At 67.8% G+C, this 18,509-nt stretch carries 22 protein-coding genes and 1 pseudogene; 17 read left to right on the top strand and 6 right to left on the bottom strand.

What is annotated here, in order from left to right:
• Positions 1–2 precede the first annotated feature (2 nt).
• On the bottom strand, positions 3–1,265 hold the full coding sequence (locus ACFMRZ_RS18365; protein ID WP_400180115.1) for a TetR/AcrR family transcriptional regulator: 1,263 nt from the start codon (positions 1,263–1,265) through the stop codon (positions 3–5).
• 131 nt (positions 1,266–1,396) lie between these two features.
• On the opposite strand from ACFMRZ_RS18365, the pseudogene ACFMRZ_RS18360 reads away from it, so the two are divergent.
• The 3 genes and pseudogenes from ACFMRZ_RS18360 to ACFMRZ_RS18350 all read left to right on the top strand — a co-directional run bounded on the left by ACFMRZ_RS18360 (position 1,397) and on the right by ACFMRZ_RS18350 (position 4,453).
• A pseudogene (locus ACFMRZ_RS18360) lies at positions 1,397–2,178 on the top strand (enoyl-CoA hydratase).
• 423 nt (positions 2,179–2,601) lie between these two features.
• Positions 2,602–3,354, top strand: coding sequence for an SDR family oxidoreductase (locus tag ACFMRZ_RS18355; protein ID WP_400180114.1), 753 nt, complete (start codon positions 2,602–2,604; stop codon positions 3,352–3,354).
• Between the two features lie 73 nt (positions 3,355–3,427).
• The gene (locus ACFMRZ_RS18350; RefSeq protein WP_400180113.1) at positions 3,428–4,453 is read left to right on the top strand and encodes an SDR family oxidoreductase; all 1,026 of its coding nucleotides are present in this window, start codon (positions 3,428–3,430) and stop codon (positions 4,451–4,453) included.
• On the opposite strand, the gene ACFMRZ_RS18345 is transcribed toward ACFMRZ_RS18350, so the two are convergent.
• Complete coding sequence (locus tag ACFMRZ_RS18345; RefSeq protein ID WP_400180112.1) at positions 4,419–5,624, bottom strand: lycopene cyclase family protein; 1,206 nt, start codon at positions 5,622–5,624, stop codon at positions 4,419–4,421. The genes ACFMRZ_RS18350 and ACFMRZ_RS18345 overlap by 35 nt on opposite strands.
• 55 nt (positions 5,625–5,679) lie before the next feature.
• A complete protein-coding gene (locus ACFMRZ_RS18340; RefSeq protein WP_400180111.1) occupies positions 5,680–6,156 on the bottom strand; it encodes a hotdog fold domain-containing protein in 477 nt (158 codons plus the stop codon).
• A 519-nt stretch (positions 6,157–6,675) separates the two neighbouring features.
• On the opposite strand from ACFMRZ_RS18340, the gene rpsJ reads away from it, so the two are divergent.
• From rpsJ to ACFMRZ_RS18270, 14 genes are all read left to right on the top strand, one after another.
• Entirely contained in the window at positions 6,676–6,981 is a 306-nt protein-coding gene (rpsJ, locus tag ACFMRZ_RS18335; protein WP_003938093.1) for a 30S ribosomal protein S10, read from the top strand.
• Between the two features lie 14 nt (positions 6,982–6,995).
• Positions 6,996–7,661, top strand: coding sequence for a 50S ribosomal protein L3 (gene rplC / locus ACFMRZ_RS18330; protein ID WP_280367799.1), 666 nt, complete (start codon positions 6,996–6,998; stop codon positions 7,659–7,661).
• Positions 7,658–8,329 (top strand): 50S ribosomal protein L4, encoded by a 672-nt coding sequence (rplD, locus tag ACFMRZ_RS18325; protein ID WP_280367796.1) that lies wholly within the window; start codon positions 7,658–7,660, stop codon positions 8,327–8,329. Before rplC ends, rplD begins: the two co-directional genes overlap by 4 nt.
• The gene (rplW, locus tag ACFMRZ_RS18320) at positions 8,326–8,631 is read left to right on the top strand and encodes a 50S ribosomal protein L23 (RefSeq protein ID WP_187686665.1); all 306 of its coding nucleotides are present in this window, start codon (positions 8,326–8,328) and stop codon (positions 8,629–8,631) included. The genes rplD and rplW overlap by 4 nt, the downstream gene beginning before the upstream one ends.
• A 33-nt stretch (positions 8,632–8,664) precedes the next feature.
• Complete coding sequence (rplB, locus tag ACFMRZ_RS18315) at positions 8,665–9,495, top strand: 50S ribosomal protein L2 (protein ID WP_187686666.1); 831 nt, start codon at positions 8,665–8,667, stop codon at positions 9,493–9,495.
• Positions 9,496–9,509: 14 nt separating this feature from the next.
• The gene (rpsS, locus tag ACFMRZ_RS18310; protein WP_024800475.1) at positions 9,510–9,791 is read left to right on the top strand and encodes a 30S ribosomal protein S19; all 282 of its coding nucleotides are present in this window, start codon (positions 9,510–9,512) and stop codon (positions 9,789–9,791) included.
• Positions 9,788–10,198: a 50S ribosomal protein L22 gene (gene rplV / locus ACFMRZ_RS18305; protein WP_280270438.1), complete on the top strand. Its 411-nt coding sequence runs from the start codon at positions 9,788–9,790 to the stop codon at positions 10,196–10,198. Before rpsS ends, rplV begins: the two co-directional genes overlap by 4 nt.
• Positions 10,199–11,008 (top strand): 30S ribosomal protein S3, encoded by an 810-nt coding sequence (gene rpsC / locus ACFMRZ_RS18300; protein ID WP_280270439.1) that lies wholly within the window; start codon positions 10,199–10,201, stop codon positions 11,006–11,008. It begins immediately after the preceding gene.
• A 3-nt stretch (positions 11,009–11,011) separates the two neighbouring features.
• Positions 11,012–11,428, top strand: coding sequence for a 50S ribosomal protein L16 (gene rplP / locus ACFMRZ_RS18295; RefSeq protein ID WP_187686669.1), 417 nt, complete (start codon positions 11,012–11,014; stop codon positions 11,426–11,428).
• The gene (gene rpmC, locus ACFMRZ_RS18290; RefSeq protein WP_280270440.1) at positions 11,428–11,667 is read left to right on the top strand and encodes a 50S ribosomal protein L29; all 240 of its coding nucleotides are present in this window, start codon (positions 11,428–11,430) and stop codon (positions 11,665–11,667) included. Before rplP ends, rpmC begins: the two co-directional genes overlap by 1 nt.
• A complete protein-coding gene (gene rpsQ / locus ACFMRZ_RS18285; protein ID WP_280367793.1) occupies positions 11,664–11,960 on the top strand; it encodes a 30S ribosomal protein S17 in 297 nt (98 codons plus the stop codon). The genes rpmC and rpsQ overlap by 4 nt, the downstream gene beginning before the upstream one ends.
• A gap of 186 nt (positions 11,961–12,146) precedes the next feature.
• Positions 12,147–12,473, top strand: a complete 327-nt coding sequence (locus ACFMRZ_RS18280; RefSeq protein WP_400180110.1) for a type II toxin-antitoxin system RelE/ParE family toxin — start codon at positions 12,147–12,149, stop codon at positions 12,471–12,473.
• Positions 12,470–12,796: a helix-turn-helix domain-containing protein gene (locus ACFMRZ_RS18275; protein ID WP_400180109.1), complete on the top strand. Its 327-nt coding sequence runs from the start codon at positions 12,470–12,472 to the stop codon at positions 12,794–12,796. Before ACFMRZ_RS18280 ends, ACFMRZ_RS18275 begins: the two co-directional genes overlap by 4 nt.
• Positions 12,797–13,102: 306 nt before the next feature.
• Positions 13,103–14,113, top strand: a complete 1,011-nt coding sequence (locus tag ACFMRZ_RS18270; protein ID WP_400180108.1) for a DUF6585 family protein — start codon at positions 13,103–13,105, stop codon at positions 14,111–14,113.
• Positions 14,114–14,116: 3 nt separating this feature from the next.
• Here the strand turns inward: ACFMRZ_RS18270 and ACFMRZ_RS18265 are convergent, their stop codons facing one another.
• The 3 genes from ACFMRZ_RS18265 to ACFMRZ_RS18255 all read right to left on the bottom strand — a co-directional run bounded on the left by ACFMRZ_RS18265 (position 14,117) and on the right by ACFMRZ_RS18255 (position 18,347).
• Complete coding sequence (locus ACFMRZ_RS18265; protein ID WP_400180107.1) at positions 14,117–14,722, bottom strand: maleylpyruvate isomerase N-terminal domain-containing protein; 606 nt, start codon at positions 14,720–14,722, stop codon at positions 14,117–14,119.
• Positions 14,723–14,757: 35 nt separating this feature from the next.
• Positions 14,758–17,382 (bottom strand): hypothetical protein, encoded by a 2,625-nt coding sequence (locus tag ACFMRZ_RS18260; RefSeq protein WP_400180106.1) that lies wholly within the window; start codon positions 17,380–17,382, stop codon positions 14,758–14,760.
• Positions 17,383–17,591: 209 nt separating this feature from the next.
• Complete coding sequence (locus ACFMRZ_RS18255; protein ID WP_280270447.1) at positions 17,592–18,347, bottom strand: CPBP family intramembrane metalloprotease; 756 nt, start codon at positions 18,345–18,347, stop codon at positions 17,592–17,594.
• Positions 18,348–18,509: the final 162 nt, after the last annotated feature.

The following is an 18,509-nucleotide window of genomic DNA, read 5'->3' as shown; positions in this document are numbered from 1 at the left end:
GGTCAGCCCGCGATCTCGGGCGAATCCTCGCCCAGCAGAGCGGCGTTCATCAGCGCCTGCATGCGGGCGAGGCTCTCCGGGCGGCTGTCGAAGTGCATGCGGCGGCCCACGTCGACGACCTGGGCGATGGCCGCGTGCACGCGGAAGCGCGCCTCGGCCGGGTCGCCGTCGAGCAGGTGCGCCCACTCCAGCACGTTCTGGCGCTGGATGGAACGGAGCTTCTGCTGTTCTGCCGCGGGCAGATTGGAGAACTCGGCGAAATAGACCGGCAGGATCTCCGGCATGGCGAAGGTGAGCCGCGCGAAGCGGGCCGCGATGCGCAGTGCGGCGTCGGCGCGGCTGGTCGCCTCGGCCAGCGCCTCGGAGTTGGCGATCGCGACCCGCTCGCCGGTGCGGTGGAAGGCCGCGGCCAGCAGGTCGGACTTGCTGGAGAAGTAGCGGTAGACGCTGGAGGCGTTGATACCGACGGCCGCGCCGATCTCCTCGATGCTGGCCTCGTGATATCCCTGTCGGCCGAAGATGCGGATCGCCTCGGTGAGCAGTTGCTCGCGCTTGCTGCTCAGCGGCAGCCCGCGCACGGCCGAATCCGGTGTGGCCGGGCCGGGCGGCGGCGGGAGTTCGGTGTGCAGGATCGCGCGGCAGATGTCCTGGAGCAGATCGGTGAGTCGGCTGGTGGCCAGCGCGGTGCGATGGGCCGTGACGCTGCCGATCGCCCCGAGCATCCCCGTCGCGAGGATCTGGATGTCCAGCGGTGACGCGTCCGGGCGCAGCGGTGCGATCGCGTTCTCCACGGTTTCGTGCAGGCCGGTGTAGATCACCCGGATGCGCGCGCGGTCCTCGGGGCCCAGGTATCGGCGCTCCCAGCGGTAGAGCCCGCCCTCACGCCGCACGTCGATGGTGTGCTCGGCCAGCGCCCGGATCAGTGCGGTGAGTCGCGATTCCGGATCGAGCAGGGGGTCGTCGGCGCCCCGCGCGGTGTCCAGCAACTGCTGGGCTCCGGCCTCGGCGGCCGCGACCAGCAGCGCGTACTTGTTGGTGAAGTGGCGGTACAGCGCGGGACCGGAGATGCCGACCTCGGCCGCGATCTCGTCCACGCCGACCGGGTGGTAGCCGCGCTCGCTGAAGGCACGCGCCGCAACCCGCACGATCTGCGCTTTTCGGTTCTTCGGCCGCCGCTGCACCGGCGTCCGCCGCTCGCCGCGTCCGTTCGGCGAGCTGTCCGGTCGCGCGGAAGCGAGTCCGGCCTCGCTGCGATCCGCGACCATACACCTCTCCTTCTGCCGTGCCGCCCTTGTTGACAGCGCCGGACAAGTCAACCTAAGTTAACCACAATTCGCAAAGTTAACCACCATTCTCGTGTCGTCGCCGACACCGGCGGCCTTCCTGGGGAGTTGCCATGAGCACCACCGACCACGCCGGATTCACAGCCGTCCACGACGGACCGGTGCTGCGGGTCACCATCACCAACCCCAAGCGCAAGAACGCTATCGGCTACGACACGATGGTCGAACTGGGCAACGTTTTCGCAGCAGTCGACCCCTCGGTGCGAGTCATCGTGCTCACCGGCGAAGGCGCCGACTTCTGCACCGGCGCTGACCTGTCCGCCACCGCCTCCGAAGCGCAACGCGGCATCACTCCCGAAATGACCATGGACGCCGCCAACCGCCTGGTGCGAGCGATCGTAGACGCCCCCGTACCAGTGGTAGCCCGAATACGAGGCGCCGCAGCCGGCATCGGCGTGGCCCTCGCACTGGCCGCCGACCTCACCTACGCAAGCAACGACTCCTACCTGCTACTCGCCTTCATCAACATCGGCCTGATGCCCGACGGCGGAGCCGCAGCCATGGTCGCCGCAGCCGCCGGCCGTTCCGTAGCCACCGAAATGGCACTACTCGGAGAGCGCCTCCCCGCCCCCCAAGCGAAGAACCACAGCCTCCTCACCCGAGTCCTCCCCCCGAGGAACTGGACACCGAAGTAGAGGCAACAGTAGCCAAACTATCCACCGGCCCACGCCGAGCCTTGGAGCTGACCAAACAAGCACTCACCCAAGCCACCTTGAACACGCTGGACAATGCCCTCTCAGCCGAAAAAACCGGCCAGATCGAACTACTACAGTCACCAAACTTCCAGGAAGGCGCCACAGCCATGCTGCAAAAACGAAAGCCCGCCTTCACCTGAGAGCAGTAAGTCAACCCTTCCCACCCGCAGCCGCCCCACCCCCGTACACGAAATCCCACACCCCCACCCAGCACGCGCGATGCCGCACCTATCCACCCGCACACCACGCGCAACGCCGCACCTATCCACCCCACGCACCCCCCTCCGCCAAAAACCTCCCCTGTAGCACGCCAACCCCGCAAGTTTTCGGCGCGTCTCGGTTTTCGGGTGCCGTTGCAATGCGACGAAGGAGCCAGCAACGGCACCCGAAAACCGAGACCAAGGGCGCCGAAAACCCGCCGAAGCGAAGCGAAGGCCAAAAACACAGCAGCGATCCCCACCCAACCCAACCACCACGCCCACCCACCCGCCACGCACCGAAATGTCACACCTGGCCATGAAGCCCCGTCTCCCTCAAGAACCAACAAACCAAGGGAGAATCCAATGCGAATAACAGTGTTGGGCGCCAGCGGCCGGATCGGCCGCCAAGTTGTCCACATTCTGAAAAACCAGAGACATGACGCCCTCCCAGCCACCCGTGCGGCAGGCGTGGACGCCTACAGCGGTAGAGGGCTAGCCTCCGCATTGTCGGATACGGACGCGGTAGTCGACGCGACCAACGCCGCCACCACCGAAACCGAGGAGGTCGTCGACTACTTCCGCACAATCGCCCACAACGTCCAGCGCGCCGCGGCCGACGCGGCGGTTCGACGAATCGTGCTGGTGTCGATCATCGGAATCGATGAGTTCCCCGCCGGGCACTACGCGGGAAAGGTGGCCCACGAGCGTGCCTACCGAGAGGGTCCGGTGCCGGTGCGGATCCTGCGCGCCGCGCAGTTCCACGAGTTCACCGAGATGATGCTGGACTGGACCACCCAGGGCGACACCGCGTATGTCCCGAAGATGCGGACGCGCCTGGTCGCCGCCCGCACGGTCGCGGAGCGCCTGGCCGCGATGGTCGTCGAGCCGGATGCTGCGGACCTGATCGAGATCGCTGGTCCGCACGAACTGAACCTCGCCGCCGCCTCGGCGAAACTGGCGGCGCGGCGCGGCGCCCCCACCTATGTCGAAGAGGTGATCCTCACCGACGACCCCAACCATCATCTCCAGGCCGACGGCGCACTACTCCCGGGACCGGCCGCGATCATCGCGGGACCGACCTTCGACGAATGGCTGGACGCACACGATCCGGCGTAATCGCTAGCAATCCGGCGAACGGCTCGCAACTCACCTACCGATCTTGGTACCCGCTACCCGCTACTCTGACGACATGGCTTACCTGGTTACTGGCGCGACCGGGTGCATCGGGCGATATCTCGTTCCGGAATTGCTGAAACGTAGCGACGAGGTCTACGTGCTGGTGCGCCCCGGTGCAGATTCGGCATATCGCTTCGACCGGTGCACCCGGGAGTGGGGCGGCGGGGAGCGGGTCCGCCCCGTGCGCGGCGATCTCGGCGCGCCGGGCCTCGGCATCGACCCGGCCTGGCTCACGGCACAGCGCGGCGGCATCGACCACGTCTTCCACCTGGCCGCCGGTCCGGACGCCACGGTCCCGCGCGGCACGGGCAACGTGGTCGATGTGGCCGAGCGCCTGGAAGCCGAAGTCCTGCACCATGTTTCGACAGTAGAGGTGGCCGGGGCGGCGGAGGGCCCGTTCACCGAGGGCATGTTCGACATCGGCCAGGCGCTGCGCACCCCGCGGCAGCGGGCCGCGTTCGAGTCCGAGCGCCTGGTGCGGGAGCAGGCGCGGGTGCCGTGGCGCATCTACCGCCCGTCGATCGTGCTGGGCCACTCCCGCACCGGCGAGATCGACCGTGCCGCCGGGCCGTACTACTTCTTCCGGCTGCTGCGCATGGCCACGCAGCTGCCTCGGATCCTGCCCCTGCTGGTGCCCAAACTCGGCGAAACCAACATGGTGCCGGTCGATTTCGTCACCCGCGCGCTGGACCACATCGCGCACCGCCCGGCCGCGTCCGGAACCACCTTCCACCTGGTCGACCCGCGTCGGCAGAGCGTCGCCGACGTGCTCAACCTGTTCGCCGATCAGGCCGGGGTGCCGCACCTGATGGAGGTGATGCCCAAGCAGACCCTCGACACGATGATGCGGCTGCCGGGCGTCGCCTGGGCGCTGCCGCGGCTCGGGGTCCCCCGAGAAGTGCTGGAACACAGCGAGTTCGGCTGCTGGTTCGACCACCGCAACACCACCGCGGCGCTGACCGGCACCGACATCCGGGTCCCTCCGCTGGCCGGCTACGCCCCGATCATCTGGAAGTACTGGATCGAGAACTGGGTGTGAGCTCCGCCGCGGCGTATTCGTAACCCACCCAGCGGTTCCGGTTGGTCCAGCCGACCAGGTCGTAGCGCCACCGGAACGGCCAGGTCCGCGCCACCGTCATGAACAGCACCGCCGCCAGGGGCGCGAAGTCGTCGTGTGCGGAGAGCAGCGCGCGCTGGCGGCGCGGCGAGGCGGTGAAGAACGCGTCGAACATGGCGATGGACTGCGCCGTGGTCAGCCGCCCCAGGCCGTACACCCCGCGCATCCGCATCCAGTACACCAGCCGCGCGCGCCGAGACCACAGTGCCGCAACCGGATCCGTGCCGGTTCGCAGCGCGTCGATCGCGGTGTCCGCCAGCGCCAGCGAATCGGCCACGCTGTAGCCGGTGCACGGATGCATCATCCCGCCCCGGGAGCCGAACGGAATCGCCCCGCCCGCACCGCGTTTCGGCGGCGGCTGGTCCAGCGGGTAGTGCGCCGCCTCGCTCGGTTCGTCTCCGCGCAGCCGGATGCCATGGGCGGCAAGCCGATTGAGCGTGCGGCGGCGCAGTTCGCGCTGTGGCATCCCGCCGCGCAGGCCGAGGCTGGTCTCCTCGAAGATCACCCTGCCGTCGCCGAGCGGCACGGCGTACAGGAACGACGGCGGCTCGTCCGGACCCGCCCCGTTCTCGTCGCGCCAGTCCAGCAGCAGCCCTCGCCCGTCGCTCACCATCGGCGCGGCCCGGTCGGCATCGACGAAGATGCCGTGCGCGCTCGCGGTCCGGCGAGTGCCGGGGGAGGGCAGGCCCCGGGCATCGAACACCGCCGCCGCCCTGACGGCGGTCCCGTCGTTCAACTCCACCCGATGCGCGTCCACGCTGGTGGCGCGCCCGGCCAGCACGGTCGCCGCGTCCAGCGAAAGTGCGTCGCGCAGGCCCTGTTTCGACAGCACGCAGTACGGCCGCTCGATGCGATGCTCGGCCTTCGTCCACACCACCGGGGCCTCGATACGCTGCGCGATCGCGCTGTCCGGCACCCATTCCGGCAGTTCGTCCGCCCAGCAGGAGAAGGTCGGCGGCCACAACCGATCGGGTCGTGGATCCACCGCCACCACGGTCAGCCCGGCCCGCATCGCCCGATGCGCCAGCGCCCGCCCGGTCGGCCCGAGACCGACCACGCACACATCCGCGTCCGGGACAGACCGAGCACCCATGAGCCTCATTCAATCAGCAATGCCGCGGGCGTCCCAGCGACCGCGAGCGGCATCACTACTTGGGCGTAACCCACGTCGTGATTTCCGCGCGCACCACCTCGACACCCTTCTTGTCGTAGATGGAGACGGGGACCACCACGTCCTGCCCCTCGGTGAGCGCGGCGAAGTCCGGAATCTCCGCCAACCGCGCGACGGCGCGCAGGCCGGACTCGGCTTTGGTCAGGTACTGCACGTTCATGGCCTTGGGGATCCAGCGGTGCGTCGTCGGCACCGTGGCCTCGCTGAGCATGCCCATCGCCACCTCGGCGAGGTTGCACGCGGCGATGGCGTGGAAGGTGCCCAGATGGTTGTGGATGCCGAACCACTTCGGCGCGGTGACCTCGCACAATCCGGGTTCCAGCCGCGTCACGCTTGGCACCACGGTCCCGAAGTACGGCACCCGGGCGACCATGCCCAGGGAGAACAGCGCGTGCCCGAGCCGATTGTCGGGCAGCTTCTTCCAGCCGCGATACGTGGCGGTCTCGTTCGTCATGCCGCTACCTTACTCTCGAGTAAGATAGCGGCGCGAGTGGCCGTGTACTGTGGCGCAGGGGCGGGGGTGACGCTGGTAGCGGGGTTGCCGACGTCACAGGGACCCCGATTTGAAGTCGCCCCGACGGCTCATGCATACTGTTCGGGTTGCCTGCATCGGGTGGCGTATGTCCTGCGGATATTCAGTCCGGTCGATGTTGGGCGAGCAGTACCCACTCTGTATCCCGTCGAGTCCGGCGCGGATACGTCCGGGACGACGTTCCGAGGCCAAGGGAAGAGATTTTGCCCAGGGCCGAGGAATGAGCAGACGGGCGACACGCCCGACCGCGTGGACCGGAAGAACCATGACAGATGAACAGCGGCGAGGGATCGGGTCGAAGCCCCGGTCGGGTCTGGACGGATTGCGTCAGCTGTGATTTCTCAGGTTCGGGCATGCAAATGAGGGTGCTTCGGAAGGCGACTTCCGCAAGCGGCCTCCACACCGAAAAGCGAAAGCTAAGCGGAGAAAAGGACACTCAGCGTGGCGGGACAAAAGATCCGCATCAGGCTCAAGGCCTACGACCATGAGGCGATCGATGCGTCTGCGCGCAAGATCGTCGAGACGGTGACCCGCACCGGTGCCCGTGTGGTCGGGCCGGTGCCGTTGCCGACCGAGAAGAACGTGTACTGCGTCATCCGTTCGCCGCACAAGTACAAGGACTCGCGCGAACACTTCGAGATGCGCACCCACAAGCGGCTGATCGACATCCTCGACCCGACGCCGAAGACGGTCGACGCGCTCATGCGTATCGATCTGCCGGCCAGCGTCGACGTCAACATTCAGTGACGGGGGCTGTAGATATGACTGACAACAAGAACCGGCCGGCTACCGGCATCCTGGGCACCAAGCTCGGCATGACCCAGGTCTTCGACGAGAAGAACCGCGTCGTTCCCGTGACCGTCATCAAGGCCGGCCCGAACGTCGTGACCCAGATCCGCACCGAGGAGCGCGACGGCTACTCCGCCGTGCAGGTGGCCTTCGGCGCGATCGACCCGCGCAAGGTGAGCAAGCCCGTCGCCGGGCAGTTCGCCAAGGCCGGCGTGACGCCGCGCCGCCACGTCGCCGAGATCCGCGTCGCCGACGCCTCGGGCTTCGAGGTCGGCCAGGAGCTGTCCGCCGACGTGTTCGAAGAGGGCGCGTTCGTCGACGTCACCGGCACCAGCAAGGGCAAGGGCTACGCGGGCACCATGAAGCGCCACGGCTTCCGCGGCCAGGGCGCCTCGCACGGTGCGCAGGCCGTGCACCGCCGGCCGGGTTCCATCGGCGGTTGTGCCACCCCCGGCCGCGTGTTCAAGGGCATGCGGATGTCGGGCCGGATGGGTAACGACCGCGTCACCACGCAGAACCTCTCGGTCCACAAGGTGGACGCCGAGAACGGTCTGCTGCTGATCAAGGGCGCGATCCCGGGTCGCAAGGGCGGCATCGTGATCGTGAAGAGCGCTGCGAAGGGTGGTGCCCGGGCATGAGCACCGAGACCAAGACCAACCTCACGCTGCCGGTGAAAGAGCCGGGTGGCAAGACCAACGGCACCGTCGACCTCCCCGCGGAGATCTTCGACGTGACCGCCAATATCGCGCTGATGCACCAGGTCGTCGTGGCCCAGGAGGCCGCCGCGCGCCAGGGCACGCACTCCACCAAGACTCGCGGCGAGGTCCGCGGCGGTGGCAAGAAGCCGTACCGCCAGAAGGGCACCGGCCGCGCCCGCCAGGGTTCGACCCGCGCGCCGCAGTTCACCGGTGGTGGCACCGTGCACGGCCCGCAGCCGCGCGACTACTCGCAGCGCCTGCCGAAGAAGATGAAGGCCGCCGCCCTGCGTGGCGCCCTGTCGGACCGCGCGCGCAGTGAGCGGATCCACGTCATCACCGAACTGGTCGCCGGGCAGACGCCGTCGACCAAGAGCGCCAAGAGCTTCCTGGCCGAGTTGACCGACCGCAAGAAGCTGCTGGTCGTGGTGGGCCGCGAGGACCTCGCCGCATGGAAGAGCGTGGCGAACCTGGAGTACGTGCACCCGATCGCGCCGGACCAGCTCAACACCCGCGACGTGCTGAACAGCGACGACATCGTGTTCAGCGTCGAGGCCCTGAACGCCTTCGTGCACGGGCCGGCCGAGGCTGCACAGGAGGACAGCAAGTGACCACCATCGCCGATCCCCGCGACATCCTGCTCGCGCCGGTCATCTCCGAGAAGTCCTACGGGCTGATCGAGGAAGGCACCTACACCTTCCTGGTGCGCCCGGACGCGAACAAGACGCAGATCAAGATCGCCGTGGAGAAGGTCTTCGGCGTGAAGGTGACCAGCGTCAACACCGCCAACCGTCAGGGCAAGCGTAAGCGGACCCGCTTCGGTTACGGCCAGCGCAAGAGCACCAAGCGCGCGCTCGTGACCCTCTCGGCCGACAGCAAGCCCATCGAGATCTTCGGAGGCCCGGTCGCGTAAGCGGCGGGGATTCCAGAAAGCAGAGAAGAACTCATGGCAATCCGTAAGTACAAGCCGACTACGCCGGGCCGCCGCGGCTCCAGCGTCTCGGACTTCGCCGAGATCACCCGGTCGACCCCCGAGAAGTCGCTGCTGCGCCCGCTGAGCAAGTCCGGCGGCCGCAACGCGCACGGCCGGATCACCACCCGGCACCGTGGTGGCGGGCACAAGCGTGCCTACCGCATCATCGATTTCCGTCGTCTGGACAAGGACGGCATCCCGGCCAAGGTCGCGCACATCGAGTACGACCCGAACCGGACCGCGAACATCGCCCTGCTGCACTACGCGGACGGCGAGAAGCGCTACATCCTCGCGCCCAAGAACGTCACCCAGGGCACGAAGATCGAGTCCGGCGCCGGCGCCGACATCAAGCCGGGCAACAACCTGCCGCTGCGCTCGATCCCGACCGGTACCACCATCCACGCGGTGGAGCTGCGTCCGGGCGGTGGCGCCAAGATGGCCCGTGCCGCCGGCATGAGCATCCAGCTGCTGGGTAAGGAAGGCGCCTACGCCGTCCTGCGTATGCCCTCCGGCGAGATCCGCCGCGTCGACGTGCGCTGCCGCGCCACCGTCGGCGAGGTCGGCAACGCCGAGCAGTCGAACATCAACTGGGGCAAGGCCGGCCGCATGCGCTGGAAGGGCCGTCGCCCCACGGTTCGTGGTGTCGTGATGAACCCCGTGGACCACCCGCACGGTGGTGGTGAGGGCAAGACCTCCGGTGGTCGCCACCCGGTCAGCCCGTGGGGTCAGCCCGAGGGCCGCACCCGTAAACCCAACCGTCCGAGCGACAAGCTCATCGTCCGCCGTCGCGGCAAGAAGCGCTAAGAGGAGGTTAAGACATGCCACGCAGCCTGAAGAAGGGCCCGTTCGTCGACGAACACCTCCTCAAGAAGGTGGACGTCCAGAACGAGAAGAACACCAAGCAGGTCATCAAGACCTGGTCGCGTCGTTCGACCATCATCCCCGATTTCATCGGCCACACCTTCGCCGTCCACGACGGCCGCAAGCACGTGCCGGTGTTCGTGTCGGAGAACATGGTCGGGCACAAGCTCGGTGAGTTCGCGCCGACCAGGACCTTCAAGAGCCACGTCAAGGAAGATCGGAAGAGCAAGCGGCGATGAGCGAATCGAGCACAGCAACGGTTCAGAACCCGACCGCGCGCGCGACCGCCAAGTTCGTCCGCGTGACGCCGATGAAGGCCCGCCGGGTCGTGGACTTGGTCCGCGGCAAGCGGGTCGAGGATGCGCTGAACATCCTCCGGTTCGCCCCGCAGGCCGCGAGCGAACCGGTCGCCAAGGTCGTGGCCAGTGCCGCGGCGAACGCCGAGAACAACCTCGGCCTGAATCCGGACACCCTGGTCATCTCGACGGCCTATGTCGACGAGGGCGCGACCATGAAGCGCTTCCAGCCGCGTGCCCAGGGCCGTGCGTTCCGCATCCGCAAGCGCACCAGCCACATCACCATCGAGGTCGAGAGCGTCGCCGGCGCCGCCCCGGCTCGTAGCCGCCGGAAGGGAGGGGCTAAGTAAATGGGACAGAAAATCAACCCCCATGGCTTCCGCCTCGGTATCACCACCGATTGGAAGTCCCGCTGGTACGCCGACAAGCAGTACAAGGACTACGTCAAGGAAGACGTCGCGATCCGCAAGCTCCTGTCCACGGGCATGGAGCGGGCCGGCATCTCCAAGGTCGAGATCGAGCGCACTCGTGATCGCGTCCGGGTGGACATCCACACCGCGCGTCCGGGCATCGTGATCGGCCGGCGTGGCGCCGAGGCCGACCGCATCCGCGCCGAGCTGGAGAAGCTCACCAAGAAGCAGGTGCAGCTGAACATCCTCGAGGTCAAGAACCCCGAGTCGGATGCGCAGCTCGTCGCCCAGGGTGTGGCCGAGCAGCTGTCGAACCGTGTGGCGTTCCGTCGCGCGATGCGCAAGGCCATCCAGTCGGCCATGCGTTCGCCGAACGTCAAGGGCATCCGCGTGCAGTGCTCGGGCCGCCTCGGTGGCGCCGAGATGTCGCGCTCGGAGTTCTACCGCGAGGGTCGGGTGCCGCTGCACACGCTGCGCGCCGACATCGATTACGGCCTGTACGAAGCCAAGACCACCTTCGGCCGCATCGGCGTGAAGGTCTGGATCTACAAGGGCGACATCGTCGGCGGCAAGCGCGAGGTCACCGCGGCCGAGCCGGGCCGCAACGAGCGTCCGCGTCGTGAGCGGCCGAGCCGTCCGCGGCGGTCCGGTTCCTCCGGCACCACCGCGACCAGCACTGAGGCCGGGCGTGCCGGTGCCGCGACTGCGGTGGCGGAGCCGGCCGAGGCCGCATCTTCGAAGGAGGGCTGACCAATGCTGATGCCTCGCAAGGTCAAGCACCGCAAGCAGCACCACCCCAAGCGTTCCGGCATGGCCAAGGGCGGCACCTCGGTGGCGTTCGGCGACTACGGCATCCAGGCGCTGGAGCCGGCGTACGTCACCAACCGCCAGATCGAGTCGGCGCGTATCGCGATGAACCGGCACATCAAGCGTGGCGGCAAGGTGTGGATCAACATCTACCCGGACCGCCCGCTGACCAAGAAGCCCGCCGAGACCCGCATGGGTTCCGGTAAGGGTTCGCCGGAGTGGTGGGTCGCGAACGTGAAGCCCGGCCGGGTCATGTTCGAAATGTCGTACCCGAACGAGGAGACCGCTCGCGAGGCCCTGCGCCGCGCGATGCACAAGCTCCCGATGAAGTGCAGGATCGTGACCCGGGAGGAGCAGTTCTGATGGCTACCGCCAATCCGGCCGCAGAGCTCCGCGAGCTCGACGACGACGCGCTGGTCGCGAAACTGCGTGAGTCCAAGGAAGAGCTGTTCAACCTGCGCTTCCAGATGGCGACCGGTCAGTTGCAGAACAACCGGCGCCTGCGTGTGGTCCGCCACGAGATCGCGCGCATCTACACGGTCATGCGCGAGCGCGAGCTCGGCCTGGCCTCCGGTCCTGAAGGCAAGGGAGACGCCGCATGAGCGACGTAAAGGGCCCGGCCAAGACGCCGGCCAAGCAGGAGGAGCGTGGCTCGCGCAAGGTGCGCATCGGCTACGTCGTCTCCGACAAGATGACCAAGACCATCGTGGTCGAGCTGGAGGATCGCGTGAAGCACAAGCTTTACGGCAAGATCATCCGCACCACCTCGAAGGTGAAGGCACACGACGAGGACGAGATCGCCGGCATCGGCGACCGCGTCCAGCTGATGGAAACCCGCCCCCTGTCCGCCACCAAGCGCTGGCGCCTGGTGGAGGTCCTGGAGAAGGCCAAGTAACCCTTCCCCCAGCTGAGTCGAAACACGAAGGCCCGCTTCCCTTTTCGGGAGGCGGGCCTTCGCCGTTCCCTGTCGACGAGCAGTTCTTGGTCCGATGACCATTGTCATTCTTAGTACATGAGCGTACTATCAGCTCTACGAGCTTCCCGGTGAACTATCGCCTGGAGATGGTGATGAAGTCCGTGATTGGCTGCATCAGCTGCGTCGCGTCGACCGCTGTTCTGCGGTGCTCGTGGGCCAGGCCATAGCCGCCTTGCTGGAGGAGGGCCCGGCGTTGGGGCGTCCGCTGGTCGACCGGATCAAGGCTCATCGCTGCACAATCTCAAAGAGTTGCGCCCCGGATCGGTTGGTGCCAGCGAGATCAGGGTCTTGTTCATTTTCGATCCGGAGCGCAAGGCGGTGCTCCTCGTCGCGGGTGACAAGGCGGGCAATTGGAGCGGTTGGTATCGCACCGCGATCGGCCGAGCCGAACAGCGGTACAAGAAGTATCTGGATGAAAGGGAGCGGATATGAGCGGGACTCACGGTTACGACCGGGAAAGCTTCCTGTCCGAGTTCTTCCCGGACGAGGCCGACCGCAGTGAAGTGGAGCGTGGCGCGCAGCATCTTGTCGAGGTCAGTCGCGCAACTCGGCTGGCCGAGATGCGCAAGCGTCTCGGGCTGACACAGGCCGAGGTAGCGGAGCGGATGCACGTGCGTCAGGAACGGGTCTCGGCGATCGAACGGGCGGCGATAAACGTGAGCGAATTGCGAACGCTCGCTTCCTATATCGAAGCGCTGGGCGGCCGGATGGAGATCATCGCGGATTTCGGAAGCGAACGCCTGGTCGTCGGCTGACGAAGGGTGAGGTGGTGCTGTTCCGGGACCGGACCGGGCGTGTGTCTGGCTCGCTCCGGCCACAGTGACCCCCCGATAGGCAGGCCCGCGAGCAAGCCGGGTGTGCGGGCGGATTATTCTCCGTGTGGCTGCGATTCTCGTGGGGCCGTGTGGTGGATTTTCCGAGCCGCCTGCGGTTTCCCGTGAGGCGTGGCCGAAAGGTATAGGCCCGCTTTCTTTGTTGTGCTCGAACCGCGTGGAGCAGTAGCGGGATTCCGTCGAGTCGAATACGATCCGCGCGGAACCAACCGTCCGTTGGAGGAACAATTGACCACCCCGAGCACGCAACAACGCGAGACCGGGGGAACCGGAGGTCGGCGAACGGTACCCCTGTCGCAGCTGATCTACCTCTTGGCAGACCACGACAAACTCGGCGAGCACCGCCAGACGTTCCTGCTCGCGCCGATGAGTGGCGACGCGGTGGTGCGCGGTTGCGCCCTCGTGGCGAGCGGATTGGTCGCCGTGGGCGGTCTGTGCGCGGCCGCGGGGTCGTGGGTCGGATGCGGTGCGGTCGGCGGGCTGGCCCTGGTTCCGGCCGCGATCGCGGTGCTGCGCCGGCGGCGCAATCGTAAGAACCGCAAGGCCCGCCTGGATCTGTTCGACCACGGCATGACGGTGTATCGCGGCGCCGAGGACATCGTGGCTTTCCGCTGGGACACCGTCGAGGTGCGCCAGCAGGTTATTCCGTTTCACAATGCCGCCACCGTGACGACCGACTATTCGTTCACGCTGACCGGACCGGGCCCCAGCACAGCGACTTTCGACGAGAATGTGTTCGAAGGCGCCCGCGAATGGGGCCCCGCTATCCAAACCGCCGTGACCGCAACCCAATTGCCGAGGGTGGTCACCGCGATCGATAGCGAGGAGACGGTGCTGTTCGGCGACATCGCCGTGAACCTGAACGAGCTTGCGCACTCGGGGAAGTCGTATCCGTGGGAGCACATTCAGCGTATCGAGGCGCAACACGGCCTGGTGTGCATCAAGGTCGACGGGCAGTGGATTTCGCTGGAGCCGGTGGAATCTATACCCAACTTCTATATCTTCAACGAGGTGGCCGAACGGCTGCGGCTGGCGGCACTGGAAGAGGCGAACGCCGCGGCCGCCGAGAACCGTGCACCGGTGCCCGGCGGCACGATCGCGCGCCCGGCCGTCACCCTGCTCGGTGGCGCCGTCACGCCGACGATCCGGCCCGAGCCGAGCCGCGGTGTACCCGAGCAGCAGGGCGAAACGGTCGGGGCGCTGGGGGCCGCGAGCGATTCCGCCGAGCGGCGCTCCTGACGGCTATCGCATGACCGGCAGGACCCGGGCCTGCGATCGGCCGGTGGCTGCCTCGATGAAGTCGACCGGATCCGCCACCGCGGCAAGGATTTCGGCGGTCCGGCGCAGACCGGCCGGCGGCGCCGGTGCGCCGCCGACGGCGTCGATCAGGTCGAGTAGGTGCACGGTCGCCTCCACCGTGGTGGTGTCCGCGACGGCACGGAAACTGACCGTGCCGAGGATCGGGTGGGTGAGCCCCGCATCCGGTGGGGCCGCGCGGAACTCGGCGATCATGGCGGGGCCGAATTCGGCGAAGTAGCGCACCAGCGTCTCGGCGCCGATCGCCGCCGCCTGCTGGGCCGCTCCGGCGACGTCCTCGGCGAGAGTGTGTGCGGGCCCGCCGGGTTCGTTGAAGCGGCGCAGCCATTGCGAGCCGCTGGTCACCGTGGGCGCTTGCACACGTTCCCCGCGCAGGAAGTCCAGCACCTGGTGGTCGGGAGCCATGTGCGCCACGAGATCCTGCACGGTCCACCCGGGAAGCCGAGTGGGCGTGGCCCATTCCTCGGGTGTCAGGGCGGCGACCCGTTCGCCCCAGGTCCGCGACAGTTGCTCCAGGACTGTGATCTCCATGTGAGCCATGATTCCGCACGGGAGCCGACGAAGGGCTAACCGCTGACGGCGTAGGGGCGACGAATGCGGCGGGCGGCCTCGAGGATGCCGAGGATGCGGGAGCCGGGCAGGCCGATGGAGGCGCCGATCGCGGCGGGAGTCCAGGATTCGTCGGCCAGGGCGAGGATCTCGGCGAGCTGCTCCACCGGGAGCTTCGACAGGCGGCGCTCGGAGATCTCCCGGGCGACGGCCCATACGCCGACATTGTCGATCTCGGCGGCCAGGTCGGCGGCCGTGGCGCCCGGGCCGGTCGAATCCTCCTCGACTGCTTCGGGTTCGGCCTCCGTGACGGCGTAGGGACGCCGGTACTTCGTGACATCGATCGGGGCGGGCTCGTCCAGTGCCAGCTGGGCGCCCTGCTGTGAGTTCTTGCGGGACCGCGCCTTGCGCTCGGAACCCTCGTCCCGGCGCTGGTCGGCGTCGCGCTCCTCCGCGGCACGCTTCGAAGCCGCCGGGCGCGCGGGGCTCTGCCGGGCGTCGGCGTCGCGCTCGGTGGAAAGCCGGGTTTCGGCGTCGTGTTCGGTGGAAACCTGCGCTGCGGCAGACGGCTTCGTGGCTGCCGTCACCGATCGTTCTGCTGCCGAATCATGCTGCGGCGACCGGGAGGAGGTGCGGTCTGGTTCGGGCGCGTGGTCATCGTTCTCCGGCAGCTGCGCTCGGCCGGGTTCGGTCGTGTGCTCGGACTCGTTGTGGCCGACGGGGTTTGTTCGCTCGATGCCGGGCCGCGGGGTATGGACAGGTTCCGCCGCCTGTGGCATTTGATCGTCGCGGACCTGGAAGCCGTTGTGCTGCATCATCGGCAGCGGGTAACCGATGAGATCTTCGGTGTCTGCGACAGAGGCATGGGCGTCGGCACCGTCCGCCGGACGAGCAGTATGTGTTCCGGCACCGGAGGATTGGTTATCGCCGCGAACCCCCTGGCCAGCCGGGTGGCCCTCCTCCGAAGCCGCTGTCGGACTGGGCTTTCCGTCGATCTGCGCCATCGGATGGCCGTCGTGGTCGCCGGTATGCCCAGGAGCCCCCGGCCCCTCAGACGTGTCGACGGAGTGGCTGGTGTGCGTGCCGTGATGGCCGTTGCGTGCCGGATCGGTGGGCAGGAAATCCGCGTGACCCGTAGGGTCGGCCTCCTCGGGCGACGTCGACGGATAAACCTTGCCATTGGTGTGCCCATGACCATTGTGTGCCGACCCGGTCGTGGGCGGCGACTGCGCGTGCCCGGCCGAGTCGGAACTCTCGGCCGCGGTCGACGGGTAGGAGTTCCCGTTGGTCCGCGCCGTGGGATAACTCTCGCCGTTGGTCCGCGCGGGTGGGGCAGTCGGATACGTATGGCCGTTGGTCTGTGCCGCCGGGTGACTATGGCCGTTGGTGTTCGCTCCCGGGTAAATATGGCCGTTGGTATGCGCTCCCGGGTGATCAGGACCGTTGGTGTGCGCTCCCGGGTGATCAGGACCGTTGGTGTGCGCTTCCACGTGACTGTGGCCGTTGTGTGCCGACAGGTGGGAGTTTCCGTTGGTGCGCGCCGTGGGATAGCCCTCGTCGTTGTGCCGCGCGGAGGCGGTCGTCGTGCGGGCGGCGGGCCGCGTGTGCGGGTCGGCCGGAGGCTCGGATGTGGTTGAGGGGTAGGCGTTCCCGTTGGTCCGCGCCGCGGGACGGTTGTGGCCGGAGGGCGTCTCCGAGCGCTCGCCCTCCACGTCGGAACCGCTGCCGAGCTGAACGGAGTCGTAGAGCGGTTCGTCCATGGCTGCCAGACGACGGGAAGCGACCCCCGATCCGTCACGCAGCGGCGCGAAGGCATCGACGATGCGGTGCGTGACCGTGCGGGGAGTCGACGTGGCCTGCTCGGGAATGGCGTCGATCAGCTGGGCGTAGCGGGCAGACACCCAGGCGTGCAACCAGATCACCACGCCCACCATGACCGGAGCGACCGCCGCCTCCGCCGCGCGGGCCGGGGCGCCCGCCGCCACATGCGGGCCGGCGTTCAACGCGATGGTGACACCCAGCAGCGCCGCCTCCAGGAAAACGACCTTCCCCCGGGCGATTTCGCGCCCCCACCGGGCGGCCGTGGTCGCCACCACCATGATGGTGATGATCGGGATGGAGATCATCGCCTCGAAGCCGTAGCTGAGCCAGTACAGCGGGTCGGACATGTCGCCGCTGGGCACCAGGTTGTGCTGCACGTTCACGCCCGCCCACACCATGCCCAGCACGACCACGCCGATGAGCGCCCGCGACGACCACTCGGCGCGGCGGTACAGCTGGGCAAGGCGCGCATCGGGATTCGATACCCGGCGGCGGGCCGCCAGCGCCTTGCGATGCCAGCGGGCGTCGGCGTCGTCGGCCCTACGCAGCGCCGCGGCGACCCGCCGGTCCCGCTTCTCCGCGGACAGCTCGGCCGAGACGGCCCGGCGGCGCTGGCCGCGGCGCTGCGCCCGAATCCATTCCGCTAGATCGCGTTCGGCGGCGATCTCCGATTCCGAGAGCGCGTCGAACAGTGCCGGGTCGGTCTGCAGCGGAAGCTTGCCGCGCGCCGTCGCCACGCGCTGCGCCAAGGCGGCGATTTCCGCATCCGCCGACATCTCCGCCGACATCTCTGCATTCCCGGCCGACTGGTCGTCGCGCATCGCGAGCCTTCCATGAAGCAGGTAACGTGCCGAATATCCGCAACAGCCGATTACTCGAACATATGTGTGACCGCAGTGAGAGTAATCCGTGACCTACCCGCGGTCAATGGCGACACCGAACATCAGTTCGGTCGGATATCCGAAATCGCACGTCCGGCCGCTACTTTCGAGCGCGAATCGCAGTGCGTGTCGCGCCGAAATAGGCACCGTCAGCGCAAAGCGGTGTGCCAGAGAATCGCCGCGGTCAATGCCCCGGCCCCGTTCAGCGACCAGTGCAGCGCGATGGGCGCGAGCAGGCTGCCGCTGCGCCGCCGCAGCCAGGTGAACACGGCGCCCGCCGCCGCGGTGGCCAGTACGGCGAGCGTGATGCCCCCGATCTGTCCGGCCACGCCGCCGCCGAGGATCGCGCTCAGCCCGCGATTGCCACTGGTCAGACCGAGCGACGAGGCGATGTGCCAGAGACCGAAAAGCAGTGAGCCGGCCGCGAATACGCCGCGCACGCCGTAGGCCCGGTCGAGCGCGCCGTGCAGTACGCCGCGAAATGCCAATTCCTCCGGAATCGCGGTCTGCAACGGGATCACGATCATCGAGGCGATCAGCGCGCCGGAGATCGTGGCGTACCGGTCGGCCAGAAAGAACGGCCGGGTAATCGGCAGTAGTGCGCCGATCGCGACGGCGCTCAGCACGATGCCGACGGCCCCCACCGCGTACAGCGTCCCGCGCCGCCAGTGCCGCGGCGACAACCCGAGTTCGGCCCAGCCGAGCCCGCGCCGCCGCATCATCGCCACCAGCACCACGGCGGCGATCGGAACGGTCAGGATGTTCGCCCACGCCGAGGTGAAGTGGGCGACCAGATTGGTGCAGGCCAGTACCACCACGACAACCGCGACGTCCAGGTAGGCGTGCATCCGGCGGGCCGGGCCGGAGGGTTCGGTCGCTACGGCGTCGTTATCGTTCCGAGACATCGGCGCCAGTCTACGTTCATCGACCTCGGCGTGCCGAGTCTCGTCGAACAATACCGGTCGAACTGGGTCTTGCTTTGTATGTATACGTCTACGTATAGTTTCGATGCGGGACGGGGAGGCGCACATGGCGACGCGAGTCCCGGAGATCAACAAATGCGCAAA

Source organism: Nocardia sp. N2S4-5 (assembly GCF_044628355.1).
GTDB classification, from domain to species: domain Bacteria; phylum Actinomycetota; class Actinomycetes; order Mycobacteriales; family Mycobacteriaceae; genus Nocardia; species Nocardia wallacei_B.
Note: the sequence above shows the minus strand (reverse complement) of the source record. Positions and strands in the feature narration are given on the sequence as shown.